Source organism: Pseudarthrobacter sp. NKDBFgelt, assembly GCF_046097905.1.
GTDB classification, from domain to species: domain Bacteria; phylum Actinomycetota; class Actinomycetes; order Actinomycetales; family Micrococcaceae; genus Arthrobacter; species Arthrobacter polychromogenes.
This window is the reverse complement of the sequence record NZ_JBJURL010000013.1, coordinates 1-18240: the sequence shown is the minus strand read 5'-3', so window position 1 is coordinate 18240 and position 18240 is coordinate 1. Positions and strand designations below refer to the sequence as shown.

Here is an 18240-nt window from a genome sequence, read left to right as displayed (position 1 = left end):
AGAAAGGCCGGGCACGATGAAAGCCGGACACATGGAAACAGGTACGACGACGGCAGGGGAGTCCCGCCGTCGGTCCTCCGTTTTCCCGGGCGCGGGAGTCCTGCTTGCCGGGGCCCTGATGCTTTCCTCGTGCGCGGCCGCCCCTTCCCTGCCGGCATCATCCCCAGCCCCGCCTGCCACCCAGGCAGCTGCCGCGCAGCCCGCCCAACCCGAAAGCCCGGCGCCGGCAGCTGCAACGGCGCCCACCAGCCCGGCGGCAATCCCCGACATTCCCGTGCGTGCCGCCACCCCGGCTGCGGTGGGTGCGGCGCCGGTCCCGGTCTCCCTCGCTGTTGCCGGCACCCTCATCGACATGCCGGTGGTGCCGGTGGGGGTCTCCGATGGTGGAGCGATGGAAATTCCTGATGCGTTCGACCGGGCCGGCTGGTACCGTTTCGGCCCCGCGCCGGGTGCAGCGGCCGGCACCTCCGTGATCGCGGGGCATATCGACACGAAGTCGGACAATGCGCCGTTCTCCGCACTGAAGTCCGTGGCCGCGGGAACGCTGGTGCAGGTGGGCCGCGAGGGCGCGCCCGCCTTGAATTACCGCGTGGTGAGCGTTGAGCTGATGGCCAAGGACCGGTTCGACGGAAGCTCGGTGTTCCGGCGGTCCGGACCCCACGAACTTAAAGTCATTACGTGCGGCGGCGAGTGGCTGGACGAACGAATGGACTACAGCGACAATGTGATTGTCACCGCGGTCCTGGAGTGAGCGGTGATCCTGCCATGATTGTCGCCACCGACGCCGCGAAGGAGCCCCGTTTGGTACCTCCCGACCAGGCTCCGCCGGGGTGGGAAGACGGCCTGACGCCGTCCTTCCTGGCAGGCGATGAACATGCCCTGGCGGCCGCTTACCGGGAGTTTGCCCCGCTGGTCCACACCCTGGCGCTGCGTTCCCTGCCGGACCGTTCCGCGGCCGACGACGTCACGCAGGAGGTCTTCATCCGGGTGTGGCGCTCCCGGAGCACGTTCAATCCCCAGGTGGCCCGGCTGCCGGCGTGGATTGTCGGCATCACCCGGAACGTCATCTCGGACACCCTGTCGGCCTCGGCACGGGAAGTCAGGAAAGCCGTGGCAGTGGCCGGGGCCGGCATGGCCGACGAAGCGGGTACCGGCCATGAAGACGCCGAGCTCCTGGCTGACAGGCTTCTCCTGGACGGTGAGCTGGACCGGCTCGGCGAGCCCCAGGGTTCCATCATGAAGCTGGCCTTCTACGATGACCTGACGCACGAACAGATTTCAAGAAAACTCGGCCTGCCCCTTGGTACGGTCAAAAGCCATATCCGCCGCAGCTTGTCCCACCTGAGAAACAGATTGGAGGTAAACCATGCCGCATCCTGATCCGGAAGAGTTAAGCCTCCTCGCGCTGTACAAGGACTGGGAGGACGGCAATACCAGGGATCACCTGCAGGTTTGCCCTGAATGCGCGGCGGACTTTGCGGCACTGCGCCGCACCGTAGAGGCGGTCAAAACACCGCCCGAAACCGGCCGTCTTGAAGTGCCGGGCCCTGGTGTGTGGGCCGGGATCCACCGGGAGCTGGGGCTTTCCGAATCCGTGCACGACGATCCCCTGGCCGGCATCAGGGAACACTACGGCACTGTCCGGCCGGGATGGGCGCCGGGGGAAGCCGCTGCGGGTGACGTCGCAGGGGATGCCAGGAGCGGCGGGCAGGGCGCTGGCCAGGATGTGCGGCAGGCGGAACCCGCCGCGGAACGCGAAAGCCTCGCCGAGCCTGTGTCGCTGCAGGACAGGGCGGCGTCCCGTCCGGCCAAGCGGCGGTCCGCCGCATGGTGGCAGCGTCCAGGGCCGTGGATGGCCGCTGCCGCAGCTGCGGTCCTGGTGACTGCCGGAGCGGTGTGGTCCCTCAACCAGGCGCCCCGACCGCTGGCCGAGGCCGACCTGGCGCCGCTGCCCAAGTACTCCGCCGCCGGTTCAGCAAGGGTGGTGGAAGCCGCGGACGGCTCCCGTGCGTTGGAGGTCCGGCTCAGCAAGGACGAGGCGCAGGGCTACCAGGAGGTGTGGCTGATCGCGCCCGACCTTTCGCGCCTGGTCAGCCTGGGCGTCATGAACTCCGACTCCGGAACTTTCCAGTTGCCGGCCGGCCTGGAGATCTCGGAGTACCCGATTGTGGATGTCTCCGATGAACCTGTCGACGGCAACCCCGCCCACTCAAGCGTCAGCATCGCCAGGGGCACGCTCGCCACCTGACCTGCGTCTCCGCCGCATCACGGAAACCACCCTGGTCCATTGCGTGGTCACAGCTGCGGCTGCCAGCGCCGCGGCAACATGAAAGTGCAGCATCAGGTGCAGCGAGTGGGCGGCGCCTGACGCCTCCGCGGTGGGCACGCCGGCATTAGGTGTTTCCGGGACAGGCGCCCCGCCGTGGTGGTCCGGGAGGGCGAAGCCGCTGGCAGTGGAAAACGAGGCAAAGGCCAGGTGGAGCAGCTGCTGCGCCACGCCGGCCGCCACCAGCACGGCCCATCCGGGAAAGCGGCGCCGCCCGGCCATCGCAGCGGCCATGCCCAGCAGGGCGGCCACAGCGATAAGGATGAGGATCGCTGGCGCCTGGCCGCCGGCGGCCAGATGGGCTGCCAGGCCCAGGCCCGTGGACACGGGGCCGGCTACCCACACGGGAAAGGGGTGCCGGGCTCCTGGCGCGGGAGTTTCCGTGTCCGCGGCTGCGCGTACGCCCTCCATGGCTTCCCCTCCCGTCGCAGCTTCTTCCAGTCTTCCTGCCCTTACCCAGGTTGGCGGCGGCCCAGTCGTTTGCAAATTGTCCAGTCTCCGGCGGGCTCTGCCCGAAGCTTGGCTGCCATCATTCCCGCCGCCTCCGTCCGGGCGCCGACATGGCTGTTGACTTCCATCTTGTTAGCGCTCACAATTAAGTGCAGCCGCGAAGTGGCGGCAGCTATGGAGGAAGTTTCTTATGGACGCAGTGGACGCTCCGGACTCGTTTGTCATCGGCGTGGATTATGGAACACTGTCGGGCCGCGCCGTGGTGGTGCGGGTGCGCGACGGCAAGGAGCTCGGCAGCGGTGTGTACGACTACCCGCACGCCGTGGTGACTGATGTCCTGCCGGAAGATGTGGCAGGCCGGGGTGCCGACGGCCAAGCCGTCCGCCTCCCTGGGGAATGGGCCCTTCAGGTGCCGAACGACTACCGCGGCGTCCTGCGCCACGCGGTTCCCGCCGCCCTGGCGGAGGCGGGGATCGACTCGGCCGCCGTCGTCGGAATTGCCACGGACTTCACCGCCTGCACCATGGTGCCGGTCACGTCCGACGGCACCCCGCTGAGCGAGCTGGACCGCTTCCGGAACCGCCCCCACGCGTACGTCAAGCTCTGGCGCCACCACGCGGCGCAGCCGCAGGCCGACCGGATCAACCAGCTGGCAGCCGAACGCGGCGAAAACTGGCTGCCGCGGTACGGAGGGCTTATCTCCTCCGAGTGGGAGTTCGCCAAGGGCCTGCAGCTGCTTGAGGAAGACCCCGAAGCCTACGCCGAGATGGACCACTGGGTTGAGGCTGCCGACTGGATTGTCTGGCAGCTGTGCGGCCGGTACGTCCGCAACGCCTGCACGGCCGGGTACAAAGGCATCTACCAGGACGGCCGTTACCCCTCCCAGGACTTCCTGGCTGCACTGAACCCGCAGTTCAAGGACTTCGTCAGCGCCAAGCTCGAGCACACCATCGGCCGGCTCGGTGACGCCGCCGGGTACCTCACCGCCGAGGCCGCCGCCTGGACCGGACTGCCGGAGGGCATCGCCGTGGCCGTGGGGAACGTGGACGCCCACGTCACCGCGCCGGCGGCAAAGGCAGTCGATCCCGGCCAGCTGGTGGCCATCATGGGTACCTCCACCTGCCACGTCATGAACGGCACCGAGCTGCGCGAAGTGTCCGGCATGTGCGGTGTGGTGGAAGGCGGGATCGTGGACGGGCTCTGGGGTTATGAAGCCGGCCAGTCCGGCGTCGGCGACATCTTCGGCTGGTTTACCAAGTATGGCGTGCCCCCCGAATATCACCGCGCCGCCGGGGAAGCCGGCCTGGGCATCCACGAATACCTCACCGACCTGGCATCCCGCCAGGCTATCGGCCAGCACGGGCTCATCGCCCTGGACTGGCACTCGGGCAACCGTTCCGTGCTGGTGGACCACGAACTGTCCGGGATCGTGGTGGGGCAGACGCTGGCCACCCGTCCCGAGGACACCTACCGCGCCCTGCTCGAAGCCACGGCCTTCGGCACCCGCACCATCGTGGACGCCTTCCGCAGCTCCGGCGTCCCCGTAAAAGAGTTCATCGTGGCCGGCGGCCTGCTCAAGAACCCGCTCCTGATGCAGATCTACGCGGACGCCACGGGCCTGCAGCTCTCAACCATCGGCTCTGCCCAGGGACCGGCGCTCGGCTCGGCCATCCACGCGGCCGTCGCCGCCGGAAAGTACACGGACATCCGGGAGGCCGCTGCCGCCATGGGTTCCGAACCCGGCGAGGTGTACACCCCCATCCCGGAAAACGTGGCCGCCTACGAGGAGCTCTTCCAGGAATACAAGACGCTCCACGACTACTTCGGCCGCGGCAGCAACGATGTGATGCACCGGCTCAAGGCCATTCAGCGCAGGGCTGCCGGAGCAGTGCTTCCCGGAACCACGGCAGGATCCACGGTCCGCGCCACGGCAGGGGTGCCCGCGTGAGCGCCGGAGCAGGAATCCTGGAAACCATCACCCGCGTCAGGGAAGAAGTGTGCGCCCTGCACGCCGAGCTGACACGCTACGAACTGGTGGTGTGGACCGCCGGCAACGTCTCGGCCAGGGTTCCCGGCCACGACCTCATGGTCATCAAGCCCTCCGGCGTCTCCTACCAGGACCTGACGCCGGAACAGATGGTGGTCACCGATCTCTACGGCGTGCCCGTGGACGGCGACGCAACAGGTGAGTGGGGCAACCCGGAGCTGTCGCCGTCGTCGGACACGGCGGCGCATGCCTACGTCTACCGGCACATGCCCGAGGTGGGCGGGGTGGTGCACACGCACTCCACCTACGCCACCGCCTGGGCCGCCCGCGGCGAAGCCATCCCGTGCGTGCTCACCATGATGAGCGACGAGTTCGGCGGCAGCATCCCGGTGGGTCCGTTTGCGCTGATCGGCGACGACTCGATAGGCCACGGCATCGTGGAGACGCTCAAGAATTCCCATTCGCCGGCCGTGCTGATGCAGAACCACGGGCCGTTCACCATCGGCAAGGACGCAAAGTCCGCGGTGAAGGCAGCCGTGATGTGCGAGGAAGTGGCACGCACCGTCCACATCGCCCGGCAGCTTGGCGAACCCCTTGCCATCGACCAGGGCCACATCGACTCCCTCTACGCCCGCTACCAGAACGTCTACGGCCAGTAGTCGGCCGCAGCACCTTCCCAGAACTTTCGCAGGAGAAAAACCATGAGCACCGCAGCAAACACTTCCCTTGACGGCTACGAGGTCTGGTTCCTCACCGGCAGCCAGCACCTCTACGGCGAGGATGTCCTCAAGCAGGTGGCCGCCCAGTCCCAGGAGATCGCCAACCAGCTCAACGCTTCTTCCGCCGTTCCCGTCAGGATCGTCTGGAAGCCGGTGCTGACGGACTCCGACGCCATCCGCCGCACCGCGCTTGAGGCCAACTCGGATGATTCCGTCATCGGCGTCACCGCCTGGATGCACACCTTCTCTCCGGCCAAGATGTGGATCTCCGGCCTGGACCTGCTCCGCAAGCCGCTGCTGCACCTGCACACGCAGGCAAACGTGGAGCTGCCCTGGGCGGACATTGACTTCGACTTCATGAACCTCAACCAGGCCGCCCACGGCGACCGCGAGTTCGGCTACATCCAGTCCCGCCTGGGCATTGCCCGGAAGACCGTGGTGGGGCACGTCTCCAACCCCGAGGTGGCCCGCCAGGTGGGTTCCTGGCAGCGCGCCGCCGCAGGCTGGGCCGCCGTCCGTACCCTGAAGCTGACCCGCTTCGGGGACAACATGCGCAACGTCGCCGTCACCGAAGGCGACAAGACCGAGGCGGAGCTGCGCTTCGGCGTCGCGGTTAACACCTGGTCGGTCAACGAGCTCGCCGACGCCGTGCACGGCGCTGCCGAGTCCGACGTCGACACGCTTGTTGCCGAGTACCAGGACCTTTACGACGTGGTTCCGGAGCTCCGCGCAGGCGCCGCCAGGCACGATTCCCTCCGCTACGGCGCCCGGATCGAACTGGGACTGCGCAGCTTCCTGGAAGCCAACGGCTCCGCCGCGTTCACCACTTCCTTCGAGGACTTGGGTGCGCTCCGCCAGCTCCCCGGCCTGGCCGTCCAGCGCCTGATGGCGGCCGGTTACGGCTTCGGTGCGGAGGGCGACTGGAAGACCGCCATCCTGGTCCGCGCCGCGAAGGTGATGGGTGCCGGGCTGCCCGGCGGCGCGTCCCTGATGGAGGACTACACTTACCACCTGGCGCCGGGCGCCGAGAAGATCCTGGGCGCGCACATGCTGGAGGTCTGCCCCTCGCTGACGGCCGCGAAGCCCCGGCTGGAGATCCACCCGCTGGGAATCGGCGGCAAGGAAGACCCCGTCCGCCTGGTGTTCGACGCCGATGCCTCCCCGGGCGTCGTCGTGGCCCTTTCGGACATGCGGGACCGCTTCCGCCTGGTGGCCAACGCCGTCGACGTGGTCCCCCTGGACCAGCCGCTGCCCAACCTTCCCGTCGCCCGCGCGCTTTGGGAGCCCAAGCCTGACTTCGCCACCTCCGCCGCCGCCTGGCTCACGGCGGGAGCCGCGCACCATACCGTCCTGTCCACGCAGGTGGGCATGGACGTGTTCGAGGACTTCGCGGAAATCGCCAAGACCGAACTGCTGACCATCGACGAGGGCACCACCATCCGGCAGTTCAAGAAGGACCTGAACTGGAACGCCGCCTACTACAAGCTGGCAGGCGGGATCTAGCCAACCCTAAGAGTTTTTGTCCAGATATGCCGACCTAATTGCCTCTCAAGCCTGCACATCTGGACAAAAACTCCAGGGTGGGGTGTTGGCCGAAGTCCGTGTTCAGTGCCCGAAGTGTGCGCGGGGCGGCCCTTCGGGCAGCTTGTCCAGGATGTCCTCGGCCACCCTGCGCACCTTGATGTTGCGGTGGCTTGACGCCTTGGCCAGGATGGAAAAAGCCTCGTGGTAGGAGCACCTGTTCTGGGCCATGATCACTCCGCAGGCGACATTGATGGAGGTCCGGCTGTCCAGGGCTGAGCGCAGGTCCGTGGCCGTGGACCTGGCTGAATGCAGGTTGACGGCCACTTCCAGGCTCTTTGCCGCCAGCCCGGCAAAGCCGCGGGCCTCCGCGATGACCTGCAGCGGGAAAGCCTTGGCGTCCTGGGCAAAAAAGGCCAGGGCGGCAGGTGTGTCAGCCGCGCCGGTTCCGTCGCCGTCGGCATCGGTTGCAACGCGAAGCCTGATCCCCATCGCGCTGCCGAACCCTGCCAGCTGCAACTGCGTGGAATACCGCGGCCAGCGGAAATCCCCGTTGCGCTGGAGCACGGCTACCGGATGGTGGCCGGCCAGCACCTCGTGCAGGGGGCCCTCCTCAGCGTGCTGCTCCCACTCCAGGAGCTCCACAACGTCGTCCGATGTGCCTGTGACGGCCGAATTCCTCTTCGGCTGGTGCACCACCACGCCGCATTCAATCTGCAGGCCCGTGGCCCTGACAATGGTCCGGACGGCTGCGGCGGCAAGCACATCCAGGGACTCGCGCAGGCTGTGCGTCCCGCTCACCAGATCGAGGAGGAGTCCGTCCTGGGTGCCGCTGTCCGCATGCCCGGCCTCGTCCGCCGTGGCGGGAGCTGCCGGTCCGGGCTGGGCCGGACGATGGCCCCCGCCCTTCCGCACATGTAGAGGGCCGGCGACGGCTGGGGGAGAGGCCTTGGTCTCAAAGGCCTCCTCGTCGCCGGCCCCGTTTAGTACCCGTGCCCTGCGGGCCGGGAAAGCCGAACTTATGTTTTGTGCGTGCATTGCAGTCTCACACCCCCCTCGTGAGACAAGTACTACGAGTCAGACGACATCTTGTCTCTGAGAAGAACTTAGTTCGGCGATTCACCCCGGAGAATGCGTAAGGAGTACCCGACTTTCAGATTAGGTACTACTTGGAATCCGGCCGGCGTCCCCTTTTTCCTGTTGCCGCAGGTGGGCTGCGAATAGAACCGCGCAGTTCCCGGGCCTGCGTCCACTTCCGGTTTGCGTCCGGACCCTTGACTCCTGCCGCGGTAGCCCCAAGAATGTTTTCTATAACGTTGTACAAAATGAGAAGCGAGGATGTTTTCGTGACCGCTGCAGAACCAGCCACCGCCAGGATCACCATGGACCCCGCCTTTACGGTGGGGCCGGTCCGGCGGCGCACTTTCGGTGCCTTCGTGGAGCACCTTGGCCGTTGTGTGTACACCGGAATCTTCGAGCCGGAGCACCCGACGGCCGACGAGGACGGCTTCCGGAGCGACGTGCTGGAACTGACCCGTGAACTCGGAGTGTCCACAGTCCGATATCCCGGCGGCAACTTCGTCTCCGGCTACCGCTGGGAGGACGGAGTTGGTCCCGCCGACAAACGTCCGGTACGGCTGGACCTCGCCTGGCACTCTACCGACCCCAACCTGGTGGGCGTGGACGAATTCGCCAAGTGGTCAGCCAAGGCCGGCGTCGAACCCATGATGGCCGTGAACCTAGGCACCCGCGGCACGCAGGAAGCGCTTGACCTGCTGGAGTACTGCAACATCGACGGCGGCACGGCCTTCTCGGACCAGCGCCGGGCCAACGGTGCGGAGAACGGCTACGGCATCAAGATGTGGTGCCTCGGCAACGAAATGGACGGCCCGTGGCAGATCGGCCACAAGAACGCCCTCGAATACGGGCGGCTGGCCGCAGACACCGCACGCGGCATGAGGATGATCGAACCGGACCTGGAACTCGTGGCGTGCGGCAGCTCGGGGCCCACCATGGACACCTTCGGTGAATGGGAGCGTGTTGTCCTCTCCGAGACGTACGACCTTGTGGACCTCATCTCGGCCCACCAGTACTTCGAGGACTTCGGCGACCTGCAGGAGCACCTCTCCGCCGGGCACCGGATGGAAGCCTTCATCCATGACATCGTGAGCCACATCGACCACGTGAAGTCGGTGAAGAAGTCCACCCGGCAGGTCAACATTTCCTTTGATGAGTGGAACGTGTGGCACATGAGCCGCGACGAGTCCCGCGCACCCACCGGGAAGGACTGGCCGGTTGCCCCGGTCCTCCTTGAGGACACCTACACCGTGGCGGACGCCGTCGTCGTCGGTGACCTGCTGATCACCCTGCTCAAGAACACGGACCGCGTCCACTCAGCCAGCCTGGCCCAGCTGGTGAACGTCATCGCGCCCATTATGACCGAGCCCGGCGGCCGCGCCTGGAAGCAGACCACCTTCCACCCGTTCGCGCTCACGTCCCGCCACGCCTCCGGGACGGTGCTTCAGCTCGCCGTCGAATCCCCGCTGGCCAGCGGCGGCAAGACCCCAGACTTCGCCGCCGTGTCCGCCGTCGCAACGTACGACGCCGGCAAGGGGGAAGCCGTGGTCTTCGCAGTCAACCGCTCTGCCACTGATGCGCTCAGCCTCGACGCCGTGGTGTCCGGCCTGGGCAACGTGCGGGTCCTCGAAGCCGTCACGTACGCCAACAAGGACCCGTACTGGCAGGCAACCGCCGATGATTCGACGTCGGTCCTGCCCACGGACAACGTCACGGTCAAAACTGACGGCGGCAGGCTCACCGCGGACCTGCCGGCCGTGTCCTGGTCCATGATCCGGCTGGCAGTCAACCAGTAGCCTCGTCCGGGAGTTTTTGTCCAGATATGCCGAGATAAACGGCCCACAACCCTGCATATCTGGACAAAAACTCCCCCGGGGAGGGGAGGGTATGACGACGGCGGTCCTCCTCTGGGAGGATGGGCGGCATGGAACTGCACATCACGGGCGATCCCGCCGCGGACAAGTTGTTGAGCGAGGACGCCTTCGCGCTGCTGACAGGCATGCTGCTGGACCAGCAGGTGACCATGGAATCGGCCTTCGCCGGTCCGGAGAAAATCAGGACCAGGATCGGATCCGTGGAGCCCGGGGCCATCGCGTCCCAGGATCCACACGCTTTCGTGGAGATGTTCAAGGAACGGCCGGCCGTCCACCGCTTCCCCGGCTCGATGGCTGCCCGCGTGCAGGCGCTCGCCGAAACCGTGCAGAACGAGTGGGACGGCGACGCCACCGCCATCTGGACCAGGGGCAACCCGGACGGCGCCGAGGTGCTGCGCCGGCTGAAAGCCCTGCCCGGCTTCGGCGAGCAGAAAGCCAGGATCTTCCTTGCCCTGCTCGGCAAGCAGTGCGGACTGCAGGCGCCGGGGTGGCGTGAAGCCGCCGGCCACTACGGTGAGGACGGGTCGTATCTCTCCGTGGCCGACATTGTGGACCCGGAATCCCTCGCCAAGGTGCGGGCCAGCAAACAGGCAGCCAAGGCAGCCGCGAAAGCGGCGAAGGGCTGACCCGCAGTTTTTAGGTCTTTCCGCCGCGGGCGTGTGTGACCGGCGGTTTGCGGCATGGCTGCCAACGTCTGCAACGATGTATGGCAGGAACTGGCGGAACCACCTAAAGGAGCCACGATGGCGGTCACCATGAATGACGTTGCGCGGGCGGCGGGGGTGTCGCTCAAGACTGTCTCCAACGTGCTCAATGACTACGAGTTCATTCGCCCTGCCACCAAGAAACGGGTCCAGGACGCCATCGCAGAGCTGGGCTACGAGGCGAACCTGACAGCCCGGAGCCTGCGCTCAGGGAAGACCAGGATGCTGGGCCTGGTACTGTCCGACCTCTCAGCCCCGTACTACGCCGAACTTGCCTCCAGGCTGATGAAGGCCGCCTCCCGTCGTGGCTACCGGGTCCTGGTGGAACAGTCGGACGCGGCGGGCGGGGTGGAACTGAACGCACTACAGGGCCCGTTCCGGCAGCTCACCGACGGCCTGCTGTTCACCCCGCTGGTCATCGACGCGGACGCCATCGCCGACCGCCTGGGCAAGAAACCCCTGGTCCTGCTGGGTGAACACATCCTGGACCCCCGGTTCGACCTGGTCACCATGAAGAACGGCGAGGCCGCTGCCGACCTGGCCGCCCACCTGCTGGCGGGAGGCCGCCGCCGGATTGCCGTTATCGGTGCGCATCCGGAGGAGTCCGCCGGCAGCGCAGGCCTGCGGCTTAACGGTTACCGCAAGGCCCTTGATGAGGCGGGCGTTCCCTTTGACCCGGCGCTGATCGCCCCGTGCGAGTGGCGCCGTGACAACGGCGCCGCCGCCGTAGCAGGGCTGATGGACAGGGGTGTGGAGTTCGACGCCGTGTTCGGCCTGAACGATGTCCTGGCGCTGGGCGCCATGCACGAACTGCTGATCCGCGGGGTCCGGGTGCCCCAGGATGTGGCGGTGGCGGGTTTCGACGACATCGACGAGGCCCGGTTCGCATCGCCTTCGCTGACCACCGTTTCCCCAGGCATGGAGGAGATCGCGGAACGCTCCATCGGCCTGCTGATCGACCGGATCGAGGGGCGCGAGGCGGGGGACCAGGCAGCGCACATCGAAGCCGGGTTCCAGCTGAAGGTCCGCGAGTCCGCACCCTAGGTTTCGCCCGCCGCTGGCTTTGCCGGGTCCCGCCGCTGAGTCTCCCCACCTTTTGGTGCGGACGACGGCGTGTCCCGGCGACGCGCCGTCGTCCTCCTGGGGCAGGGATATAAACCTGGGGAAATTCAGCGGCCCGCACCGGCGCCCGGTGAGTGGAGAGCCGGGCATAACAAACCTGAAACGTGGCGGAAACGTCCGCAACCTACTGTGGGTCCCACGCCGCCGCAAGCGGCCAGTTGAAGGGACCCAACATGCATCTGATGCCGCGTGAGCAGGAAAAACTCTTGATCGTGGTGGCCGCCGACCTCGCGCGGCGCCGTCAGGCCCGCGGCCTCAAGCTCAACTACCCCGAGGCTGTGGCCATCATCAGCTACGAACTGATCGAGGGTGCCCGCGACGGCCGCACCGTTGCCGACCTCATGAGCTACGGCACCACGCTGCTCACGCGCGGGGACGTCATGGAAGGCGTGCCCGAAATGATCCACGACGTGCAGATCGAGGCAACCTTCCCTGACGGCACCAAGCTCGTCACCGTCCACGATCCCATCCGCTGAGAGGGCAGGCCATGATTCCAGGAGAGTACGTCCTCCGGTCCGAGCCGGTGACGGCCAATGCGGGGCGTGAGGCCAGCGAGGTTGCGGTCACCAACACCGGCGACCGGCCCGTGCAGGTGGGCTCGCACTTCCACTTTGCCGAGGCCAACGCTGCGCTGGACTTTGACCGGGACGCCGCGTACGGGCGGCGCCTGGATATTCCCGCAGGAACCGCGGCACGGTTTGAACCGGGGGATTCACGGACCGTGCGGCTGATCGAACTGGCCGGAACCCGCGAGGTGTACGGGCTCAGCAATGCCGTCAACGGAAAGCTCGACGGCGGGACCCGTCCGGAAGGGGACATCCAGTGAGTTTCGAGATTCCCCGTAGGCAGTACGCGGACCTGTACGGCCCGACGACGGGCGACGCCATCCGCCTGGCGGACACCGACTTGTTCCTCGAGATCGAGAAGGACCTCACCGTCTACGGCGAGGAGGTTGTCTTCGGCGGCGGCAAAGTGATCCGTGAAGGCATGGGCCAGAACGGCCAGGTCACCCGGGATGAGGACATCCCGGACACCGTCATCACGAATGCCGTCATCCTGGACTACACCGGCATCTACAAGGCCGATGTCGCCATCAGGGACGGACACATCTTCAAGATCGGTAAGGCCGGCAACCCGCAGATCACCGACGGCGTGGACATCGTGATCGGCGCCAGCACCGAGATCATTGCCGGCGAGCACAAGATCCTCACGGCCGGGGGAGTGGACACCCACATCCACTTCATCTCCCCGGACCAGATCCCCACGGCGCTGACCAGCGGCATCACCACCATGATCGGTGGCGGCACCGGCCCGGCAGAAGGCACCAAAGCCACCACCGTGACACCCGGGAAGTGGCACATCCAGCGTATGCTGCAGGCCGCCGAAGGCTTCCCCATGAACATCGGGCTCTTCGGCAAGGGCCATGCATCCGCCGTCGAACCCCTGGCTGAGCAGATCCGCGCCGGCGCCATCGGGCTGAAGGTGCATGAGGACTGGGGCTCCACCACCTCCTCCATCGACACCTCCCTCACCGTGGCCGACGAGTACGACGTGCAGGTGGCCATCCACACGGACACCCTCAACGAGTGCGGCTTCGTGGAGGACACCATCCGCGCCATCAACGGCCGTGTCATCCACACCTTCCACACCGAGGGTGCCGGAGGCGGGCACGCACCGGACATCATCAAGATCGCCGGGATGCCCAACGTCCTGCCGGCGTCCACCAACCCCACGCTTCCCTACACGCGCAACACCATTGAAGAGCACCTGGACATGCTCATGGTGTGCCACCACCTCAACCCCGACATCCCCGAGGACGTGGCCTTCGCCGATTCCCGCATCCGCGCCGAGACCATTGCCGCGGAGGATGTCCTGCAGGACCTGGGGATCTTCTCCATCACGTCCTCGGACTCCCAGGCGATGGGCCGGGTGGGCGAGGTGATCACCCGCACGTGGCAGGTGGCGGACAAGATGAAGAAGCAGCGCGGTGTGCTGGCAGATCCCGCGGATACGGCAGATGACGACGGCGGGGCGCACGGCAGTGCGGGCAGCGACAACTTCCGCCTCAAGCGCTACGTGGCCAAATACACCATTAACCCGGCCATCGCGCAGGGCATCGCGGACTCCGTCGGCTCCGTGGAGGTGGGCAAGTTCGCGGACCTGGTCCTGTGGGATCCTGCCTTTTTCGGCGTGAAACCGGAGCTGGTGCTCAAAGGCGGGCAGATCGCGTACGCGCTGATGGGGGATGCCAACGCCTCCATCCCCACCCCGCAGCCGCGCACCATGCGGCCCATGTTCGCTGCGTTCGGGAAGGCCGTGCAGCAGTCCTCCATCACCTTCCTGTCCAAGGCCGCCATCGACGCCGGTGTTCCCGCCGAGCTTGGGCTGGAAAAGGTCATCCGGCCAGTTTCCGGCATCCGCTCCCTCACCAAGGCAGACCTGAAATACAACGACGCCACCCCCGACATCCAGGTGGATCCGGAAACATATCAGGTAAAGGTCGACGGCGAAGACGTCACGTGCGAACCGTCCGACGTGCTGCCCATGGCCCAGCGCTATTTCCTCTTCTGATTCCTTCCAAGCCCTCGGAGACCCAAGTGATCATCGACAAAGTCCTCGGCAACCTGCACGAACTCCCGGACCCGGACACCTATGCCAACCTGCACCAGGAGAAAGTGGTGCTTCCCAGCGCCCAGCTGGTCAAGCGGATCCAACGAGCCACAACGGACCACGGCAAGGAAATCGGCATCCGGCTCCCGTCCGGCTCCGGCGACCTTCGCGACGGCGACATCCTGCACGTCGAGGACGCCAACATGATCGTGGTGTCCGTGCTGCCTACCGACATCCTGGTGATCGCGCCGCGGACCGTCCACGAGATGGGCGTCGTGGCACACTCCCTCGGCAACCGGCACCTCCAGGCCCAGTTCTTTGACGGTGCTTCGGAGTACGGGGCCGAGGTCATGGTGTGCGCCTATGACCACACGGTCGAGGACTACCTCCGAGGCGTCGGTGCGCCCTATACCCGCCAGGAACGCGTCATGCCTGTGCCTTTCCGCCATGCTGAACACAGTCACTGACTACCAGCTGGCGCTGCAGCAGCTCACTGACTCCGCGCTTCCTACTGGGGCCTTTGCTCACTCTCTTGGTTTTGAGACCTATGTCGACGCCGGTGTGGTCCGTGATGAGGCTTCTTTTGGAGTGTGGTTGTCCGCGTTCATCTCCCAGTCGCTTTCCAACTCTGACGGGCTGGGCATCCGGTTCCTGTACGAGGGGTGGGACGTTGGGGAACTGGATGAGCTGCTGTCCGCTTCGCTGCTGCCGCGGCAGGTCCGGGAGGCCAGCGTCAAGATGGGACTGCGGCTGCTTGAGATCGGGGCGGAGGTCTTCCCGTCGCCGGGGCTGGAACTGTACCGGGACCTGGTGACCACCGGCCTGGCCGCGGGGCACCAGCCACTGGCCTTCGCCGTCGTCGCCCGCTCTTTGGGGGTGCCGCTGCCGGAAGCGCTCGCCGCCTACCTTTTCGCCACCGTCACCTCTTTGACGCAGAATGCCGTCCGCGCCATCCCGCTCGGCCAGAACGCCGGGCAGCGGCTGCTTCGCCAGGCGGCCGACGGCGTTGCTGCCGCCGTCGAACGGATACCGCACCTGACGCCGGACGACTTCGGGGCCGTCACCCCCGGACTGGAAATTTCACAAATGCGGCACGAACGCCAACGTGCCCGGATGTTCATGAGCTGACTGTGTTTGTAAATACCGGCCTATAAATTCAGGAGGAACCTTGGCTGAACCCATCAAAATCGGCATCGGCGGACCCGTCGGGGCGGGCAAGACGCAGCTCGTGGAGCGCCTCACCCGTCACATGAGCGGTGAGATCTCCATGGCCGCCATCACCAACGACATTTACACCATCGAGGACGCCAAGATCCTCGCCGCCAACGGGATCCTCCCCGTGGACCGCATCATAGGCGTCGAAACCGGCGGCTGCCCGCACACCGCCATCCGCGAAGACACCTCCATGAACACCGCCGCCATCGAGGAACTCAAAGCCCGCCACCCCGACCTGCAGGTCATCTTCGTGGAGTCAGGCGGCGACAACCTCTCCGCCACGTTCAGCCCCGAGCTCGTGGACTTCTCCATTTACATCATCGACGTGGCCCAGGGCGAAAAGATTCCCCGAAAGGCCGGCCAGGGCATGATCAAGTCCGACCTTTTCATCATCAACAAAACCGACCTCGCACCCCACGTCGGCGCCGACCTCGCAGTCATGGAAAAGGACTCCCGCGAGTTCAGGGGCGAGAAGCCCTTCTGCTTCACCAACCTCAAGACAGACGAAGGGCTGGAAGCTGTCATCGAATGGGTGCGGCGCGACGTCCTGATGCTCGACCTCGCGTCATGACTCCGAGCAGTTCCGTCATCTCGCCGTGGGCGGCGCCCGCGGATGAAGGGGGCCGTGCCCGCTCCGCGGTGCCCGCCACGCCGCGGCCCCCTTCATCCGCGACCGCTCATCGCCCAGTGAGAGGGCGGCTGGAGCTTGTCCTCAGCGAGCGGGGCGGCAGGACCATTGCCCGGAACCAGTTTCATGAGGGTGCTCTTCGCGTGCTTCGCCCTCACTATCTTGATGACTCCGGGCAGGTTTGTTATGTGGTCGTGAATCCTGGCGGGGCATATCTGGGGGCTGATCTGTTTCTGATCGATGTCGAAGTCCAGGACGGGGCTGACCTGCTTCTTACCACCCAGTCGGCCACGAAGGTGTACCGGACTCCCGGGTCCTTTGCCGAGCAGCGGATGGCTGTCCGGCTGGGGGAGGGGGCCCGGCTGGAGCTCATGCCGGACCAGCTGATTGCCTACCGGGAGGCCAGCTACCGGCAGCACACGCACATCACTGTGCGGCCGTCGTCGTCCCTGGTCATGGCTGAGGTGGTGACTCCGGGATGGTCGCCGGACGGGGCAGCCTTCCGTTACGAGGAAGTCCGGCTGCGCACCAGCGTCCGGGTGGAGGGACCGGACGGAAGCCGGCTCCTGGCCCTGGACAACCTCCTGATTCGGCCGCCGGCCGGCGATGTCAGGGGAATGGGGTTCATGGAGGGCTTCAGCCACGTGGGCTCGCTGCTGGTGGTGGACCCCCGGGTGGACCAGGCGCTCGCCGACCACCTGCACGCACTGACTCTGGACCACGATGCCCGTGCCGGCGTCTCCCTGACGCGCACGGCCCTGGGGACAACCGGACTGGTGCTGCGCGCCCTGTCCAACAGCACGGGGGAACTGAACCACCTGCTTGCTGCCTGCACGTCCCTCCTCCGGAAACGGTGGCACGGGCAGGAACCGCTGAACCTGAGGAAGCACTGATGACAGCCATCACGAACATCACCACGCTGTACCGGGACCGGGAGGCACTCCCGCTGCGGACCCGCCTGCTGTTCACCTTCGGTGCCGTGGCCGCACTGCACGCGGCCGCCGTCGTGCTCCTGCTGACCGGCAACGCCGCCGGATCCGGTGCGGAGCCGCTCGTCTGGGGGCTTGTGCTCACGGCCTACCTGGCGGGCGTCAAGCACAGCTACGACTGGGACCACCTCGCCGCGATAGACAACTCGACGCGCAAATTCGTGGCGCAGCACCAGGACCCGGTGAGCGTGGGCTTCGCCTTCAGCCTCGGGCACAGTTCGGTGGTGACGCTGGCGGGGATCCTGGTCATTGCAGGAGCCGGCATGGTGGGCCAATTCATGCAGGACGGAACCACGGGCAACCTGGTGCTCGGGCTGATCGGCAGCGGCGTCTCCGGGCTGTTCCTGCTGGCCATGGGCCTGTTCAACGGTTCGGCCTTCGCGCGTTCGGCGCGGGCATACCGCCGGGCCCGTGCCGGGGCGGCGGTGGACCCCGGCGACCTTGAGCCCCGGGGACTGGTGGCCCGGCTGCTGGCGCGGCCGCTGTCCAGGGTGCGGCGGCCGAGGAACATCTACGTGATTGGGTTCCTGTTCGGGCTGGGGTTCGATACTGCCACCACCATCGGGCTGCTGATGATGACGACGGCGGCCTCGCTGGCGGGGGTGCCGCCGTTCGCGCTCCTCGCGCTGCCGCTGGCGTTCACGGCCGCGATGACCCTTTGCGATTCGCTGAACGGCGTGGCCATGATGCGGATGTACCGTTCTGCCCTGGACAACCCGCAGCGGCGGCTGGGCTTCAACGCCGTGGTCACCGGCATCTCAGCGGTGTCCGCCCTGTTTATCGCGGTGATCACGCTGGGCGGGTTCGCCAACGCCGCCTTCGAGCTGGAGGATCCCCTGACGGTGTGGCTGGGATCCATCGACCTGGGCGACGCCGGCTTGCTGCTGGTGGCGCTGCTGCTGGCCGTGTGGGGAGCGGCGGGACTGAAGGGACGCCTGGCGGGCAGCCCCAGGCACTGAGCGGGCATTGCGCGGGCACTGGGCGCAACAGGCCGTCTCGGCTCAGGCGGCCACGCGGC

Annotated in this window: 19 protein-coding genes; 17 read left to right on the top strand and 2 right to left on the bottom strand. The window is 66.6% G+C overall.

The genetic code is table 11. The features are described 5' to 3' along the window. Positions 1 to 16 precede the first annotated feature (16 nt). Genes ACKAE7_RS05565 through ACKAE7_RS05555 form a run of 3 tightly spaced genes read left to right on the top strand, consistent with a single transcriptional unit; the run spans position 17 to position 2248 of the window. Entirely contained in the window at positions 17 to 751 is a 735-nt protein-coding gene (locus ACKAE7_RS05565; protein ID WP_408978662.1) for a class F sortase, read from the top strand. A 14-nt stretch (positions 752 to 765) separates the two neighbouring features. Then, on the top strand, positions 766 to 1380 hold the full coding sequence (locus ACKAE7_RS05560) for an RNA polymerase sigma factor (RefSeq protein WP_229666381.1): 615 nt from the start codon (positions 766 to 768) through the stop codon (positions 1378 to 1380). Continuing rightward, positions 1367 to 2248: an anti-sigma factor gene (locus ACKAE7_RS05555; protein ID WP_408978661.1), complete on the top strand. Its 882-nt coding sequence runs from the start codon at positions 1367 to 1369 to the stop codon at positions 2246 to 2248. The genes ACKAE7_RS05560 and ACKAE7_RS05555 overlap by 14 nt, the downstream gene beginning before the upstream one ends. Here ACKAE7_RS05555 and ACKAE7_RS05550 read toward each other — a convergent pair. After that, complete coding sequence (locus tag ACKAE7_RS05550) at positions 2210 to 2737, bottom strand: hypothetical protein (protein ID WP_408978660.1); 528 nt, start codon at positions 2735 to 2737, stop codon at positions 2210 to 2212. The two genes, ACKAE7_RS05555 and ACKAE7_RS05550, sit on opposite strands and share 39 nt — an antisense overlap. A 229-nt stretch (positions 2738 to 2966) precedes the next feature. Here ACKAE7_RS05550 and araB point away from each other — a divergent pair, with 229 nt between their 5' ends. Genes araB through araA form a run of 3 tightly spaced genes read left to right on the top strand, consistent with a single transcriptional unit; the run spans position 2967 to position 6985 of the window. Next, a complete protein-coding gene (gene araB, locus ACKAE7_RS05545) occupies positions 2967 to 4724 on the top strand; it encodes a ribulokinase (protein ID WP_408978659.1) in 1758 nt (585 codons plus the stop codon). Continuing rightward, complete coding sequence (locus ACKAE7_RS05540; protein ID WP_408978658.1) at positions 4721 to 5422, top strand: L-ribulose-5-phosphate 4-epimerase; 702 nt, start codon at positions 4721 to 4723, stop codon at positions 5420 to 5422. The genes araB and ACKAE7_RS05540 overlap by 4 nt, the downstream gene beginning before the upstream one ends. Before the next feature lie 42 nt (positions 5423 to 5464). Further along, positions 5465 to 6985, top strand: coding sequence for an L-arabinose isomerase (gene araA, locus ACKAE7_RS05535; RefSeq protein ID WP_104185642.1), 1521 nt, complete (start codon positions 5465 to 5467; stop codon positions 6983 to 6985). 102 nt (positions 6986 to 7087) lie between these two features. Here the strand turns inward: araA and ACKAE7_RS05530 are convergent, their stop codons facing one another. Further along, a complete protein-coding gene (locus ACKAE7_RS05530; protein ID WP_408978657.1) occupies positions 7088 to 8041 on the bottom strand; it encodes an ANTAR domain-containing protein in 954 nt (317 codons plus the stop codon). Positions 8042 to 8328: 287 nt separating this feature from the next. Between ACKAE7_RS05530 and ACKAE7_RS05525 the strand changes: the two genes are divergently transcribed. The 11 genes from ACKAE7_RS05525 to ACKAE7_RS05475 all read left to right on the top strand — a co-directional run bounded on the left by ACKAE7_RS05525 (position 8329) and on the right by ACKAE7_RS05475 (position 18181). Next, positions 8329 to 9876, top strand: coding sequence for an alpha-N-arabinofuranosidase (locus ACKAE7_RS05525; protein WP_408978656.1), 1548 nt, complete (start codon positions 8329 to 8331; stop codon positions 9874 to 9876). Between the two features lie 119 nt (positions 9877 to 9995). After that, entirely contained in the window at positions 9996 to 10580 is a 585-nt protein-coding gene (locus tag ACKAE7_RS05520; RefSeq protein WP_188810075.1) for an HhH-GPD-type base excision DNA repair protein, read from the top strand. Between the two features lie 117 nt (positions 10581 to 10697). Then, the gene (locus tag ACKAE7_RS05515) at positions 10698 to 11702 is read left to right on the top strand and encodes a LacI family DNA-binding transcriptional regulator (protein ID WP_408978655.1); all 1005 of its coding nucleotides are present in this window, start codon (positions 10698 to 10700) and stop codon (positions 11700 to 11702) included. A 251-nt stretch (positions 11703 to 11953) separates the two neighbouring features. Then, entirely contained in the window at positions 11954 to 12256 is a 303-nt protein-coding gene (locus ACKAE7_RS05510) for an urease subunit gamma (protein ID WP_188810078.1), read from the top strand. Positions 12257 to 12267: 11 nt separating this feature from the next. Then, positions 12268 to 12606: an urease subunit beta gene (locus tag ACKAE7_RS05505; protein ID WP_408978654.1), complete on the top strand. Its 339-nt coding sequence runs from the start codon at positions 12268 to 12270 to the stop codon at positions 12604 to 12606. Further along, the gene (gene ureC / locus ACKAE7_RS05500) at positions 12603 to 14351 is read left to right on the top strand and encodes an urease subunit alpha (RefSeq protein ID WP_408978653.1); all 1749 of its coding nucleotides are present in this window, start codon (positions 12603 to 12605) and stop codon (positions 14349 to 14351) included. The genes ACKAE7_RS05505 and ureC overlap by 4 nt, the downstream gene beginning before the upstream one ends. A gap of 26 nt (positions 14352 to 14377) precedes the next feature. Then, positions 14378 to 14857: an urease accessory protein UreE gene (gene ureE, locus ACKAE7_RS05495; protein ID WP_408978652.1), complete on the top strand. Its 480-nt coding sequence runs from the start codon at positions 14378 to 14380 to the stop codon at positions 14855 to 14857. Then, entirely contained in the window at positions 14838 to 15518 is a 681-nt protein-coding gene (locus ACKAE7_RS05490; protein WP_190612866.1) for an urease accessory protein UreF, read from the top strand. The genes ureE and ACKAE7_RS05490 overlap by 20 nt, the downstream gene beginning before the upstream one ends. Before the next feature lie 40 nt (positions 15519 to 15558). After that, positions 15559 to 16176 (top strand): urease accessory protein UreG, encoded by a 618-nt coding sequence (ureG, locus tag ACKAE7_RS05485; protein WP_408978651.1) that lies wholly within the window; start codon positions 15559 to 15561, stop codon positions 16174 to 16176. Continuing rightward, on the top strand, positions 16173 to 17126 hold the full coding sequence (locus ACKAE7_RS05480; RefSeq protein ID WP_408978650.1) for an urease accessory protein UreD: 954 nt from the start codon (positions 16173 to 16175) through the stop codon (positions 17124 to 17126). The genes ureG and ACKAE7_RS05480 overlap by 4 nt, the downstream gene beginning before the upstream one ends. Continuing rightward, positions 17126 to 18181 carry a HoxN/HupN/NixA family nickel/cobalt transporter gene (locus tag ACKAE7_RS05475; protein ID WP_408978649.1) on the top strand — a complete coding sequence of 352 codons (1056 nt, stop codon included), beginning with the start codon at positions 17126 to 17128 and terminating at the stop codon, positions 18179 to 18181. Before ACKAE7_RS05480 ends, ACKAE7_RS05475 begins: the two co-directional genes overlap by 1 nt. Positions 18182 to 18240: the final 59 nt, after the last annotated feature.

Bases quoted from the DNA above. Each gene is read 5' to 3' on its own strand.
- ACKAE7_RS05565 (WP_408978662.1), top strand. From the start codon at position 17: ATGAAAGCCGGACACATGGAAACAGGTACGACGACGGCAGGGGAGTCC.
- ACKAE7_RS05560 (WP_229666381.1), top strand. From the start codon at position 766: ATGATTGTCGCCACCGACGCCGCGAAGGAGCCCCGTTTGGTACCTCCC.
- ACKAE7_RS05555 (WP_408978661.1), top strand. From the start codon at position 1,367: ATGCCGCATCCTGATCCGGAAGAGTTAAGCCTCCTCGCGCTGTACAAG.
- ACKAE7_RS05550 (WP_408978660.1), bottom strand. From the start codon at position 2,737: ATGGAGGGCGTACGCGCAGCCGCGGACACGGAAACTCCCGCGCCAGGA.
- araB (WP_408978659.1), top strand. From the start codon at position 2,967: ATGGACGCAGTGGACGCTCCGGACTCGTTTGTCATCGGCGTGGATTAT.
- araA (WP_104185642.1), top strand. From the start codon at position 5,465: ATGAGCACCGCAGCAAACACTTCCCTTGACGGCTACGAGGTCTGGTTC.
- ACKAE7_RS05530 (WP_408978657.1), bottom strand. From the start codon at position 8,041: ATGCACGCACAAAACATAAGTTCGGCTTTCCCGGCCCGCAGGGCACGG.
- ACKAE7_RS05525 (WP_408978656.1), top strand. From the start codon at position 8,329: ATGAGAAGCGAGGATGTTTTCGTGACCGCTGCAGAACCAGCCACCGCC.
- ACKAE7_RS05520 (WP_188810075.1), top strand. From the start codon at position 9,996: ATGGGCGGCATGGAACTGCACATCACGGGCGATCCCGCCGCGGACAAG.
- ACKAE7_RS05515 (WP_408978655.1), top strand. From the start codon at position 10,698: ATGGCGGTCACCATGAATGACGTTGCGCGGGCGGCGGGGGTGTCGCTC.
- ACKAE7_RS05510 (WP_188810078.1), top strand. From the start codon at position 11,954: ATGCATCTGATGCCGCGTGAGCAGGAAAAACTCTTGATCGTGGTGGCC.
- ACKAE7_RS05505 (WP_408978654.1), top strand. From the start codon at position 12,268: ATGATTCCAGGAGAGTACGTCCTCCGGTCCGAGCCGGTGACGGCCAAT.
- ACKAE7_RS05490 (WP_190612866.1), top strand. From the start codon at position 14,838: ATGCTGAACACAGTCACTGACTACCAGCTGGCGCTGCAGCAGCTCACT.
- ACKAE7_RS05480 (WP_408978650.1), top strand. From the start codon at position 16,173: ATGACTCCGAGCAGTTCCGTCATCTCGCCGTGGGCGGCGCCCGCGGAT.
- ACKAE7_RS05475 (WP_408978649.1), top strand. From the start codon at position 17,126: ATGACAGCCATCACGAACATCACCACGCTGTACCGGGACCGGGAGGCA.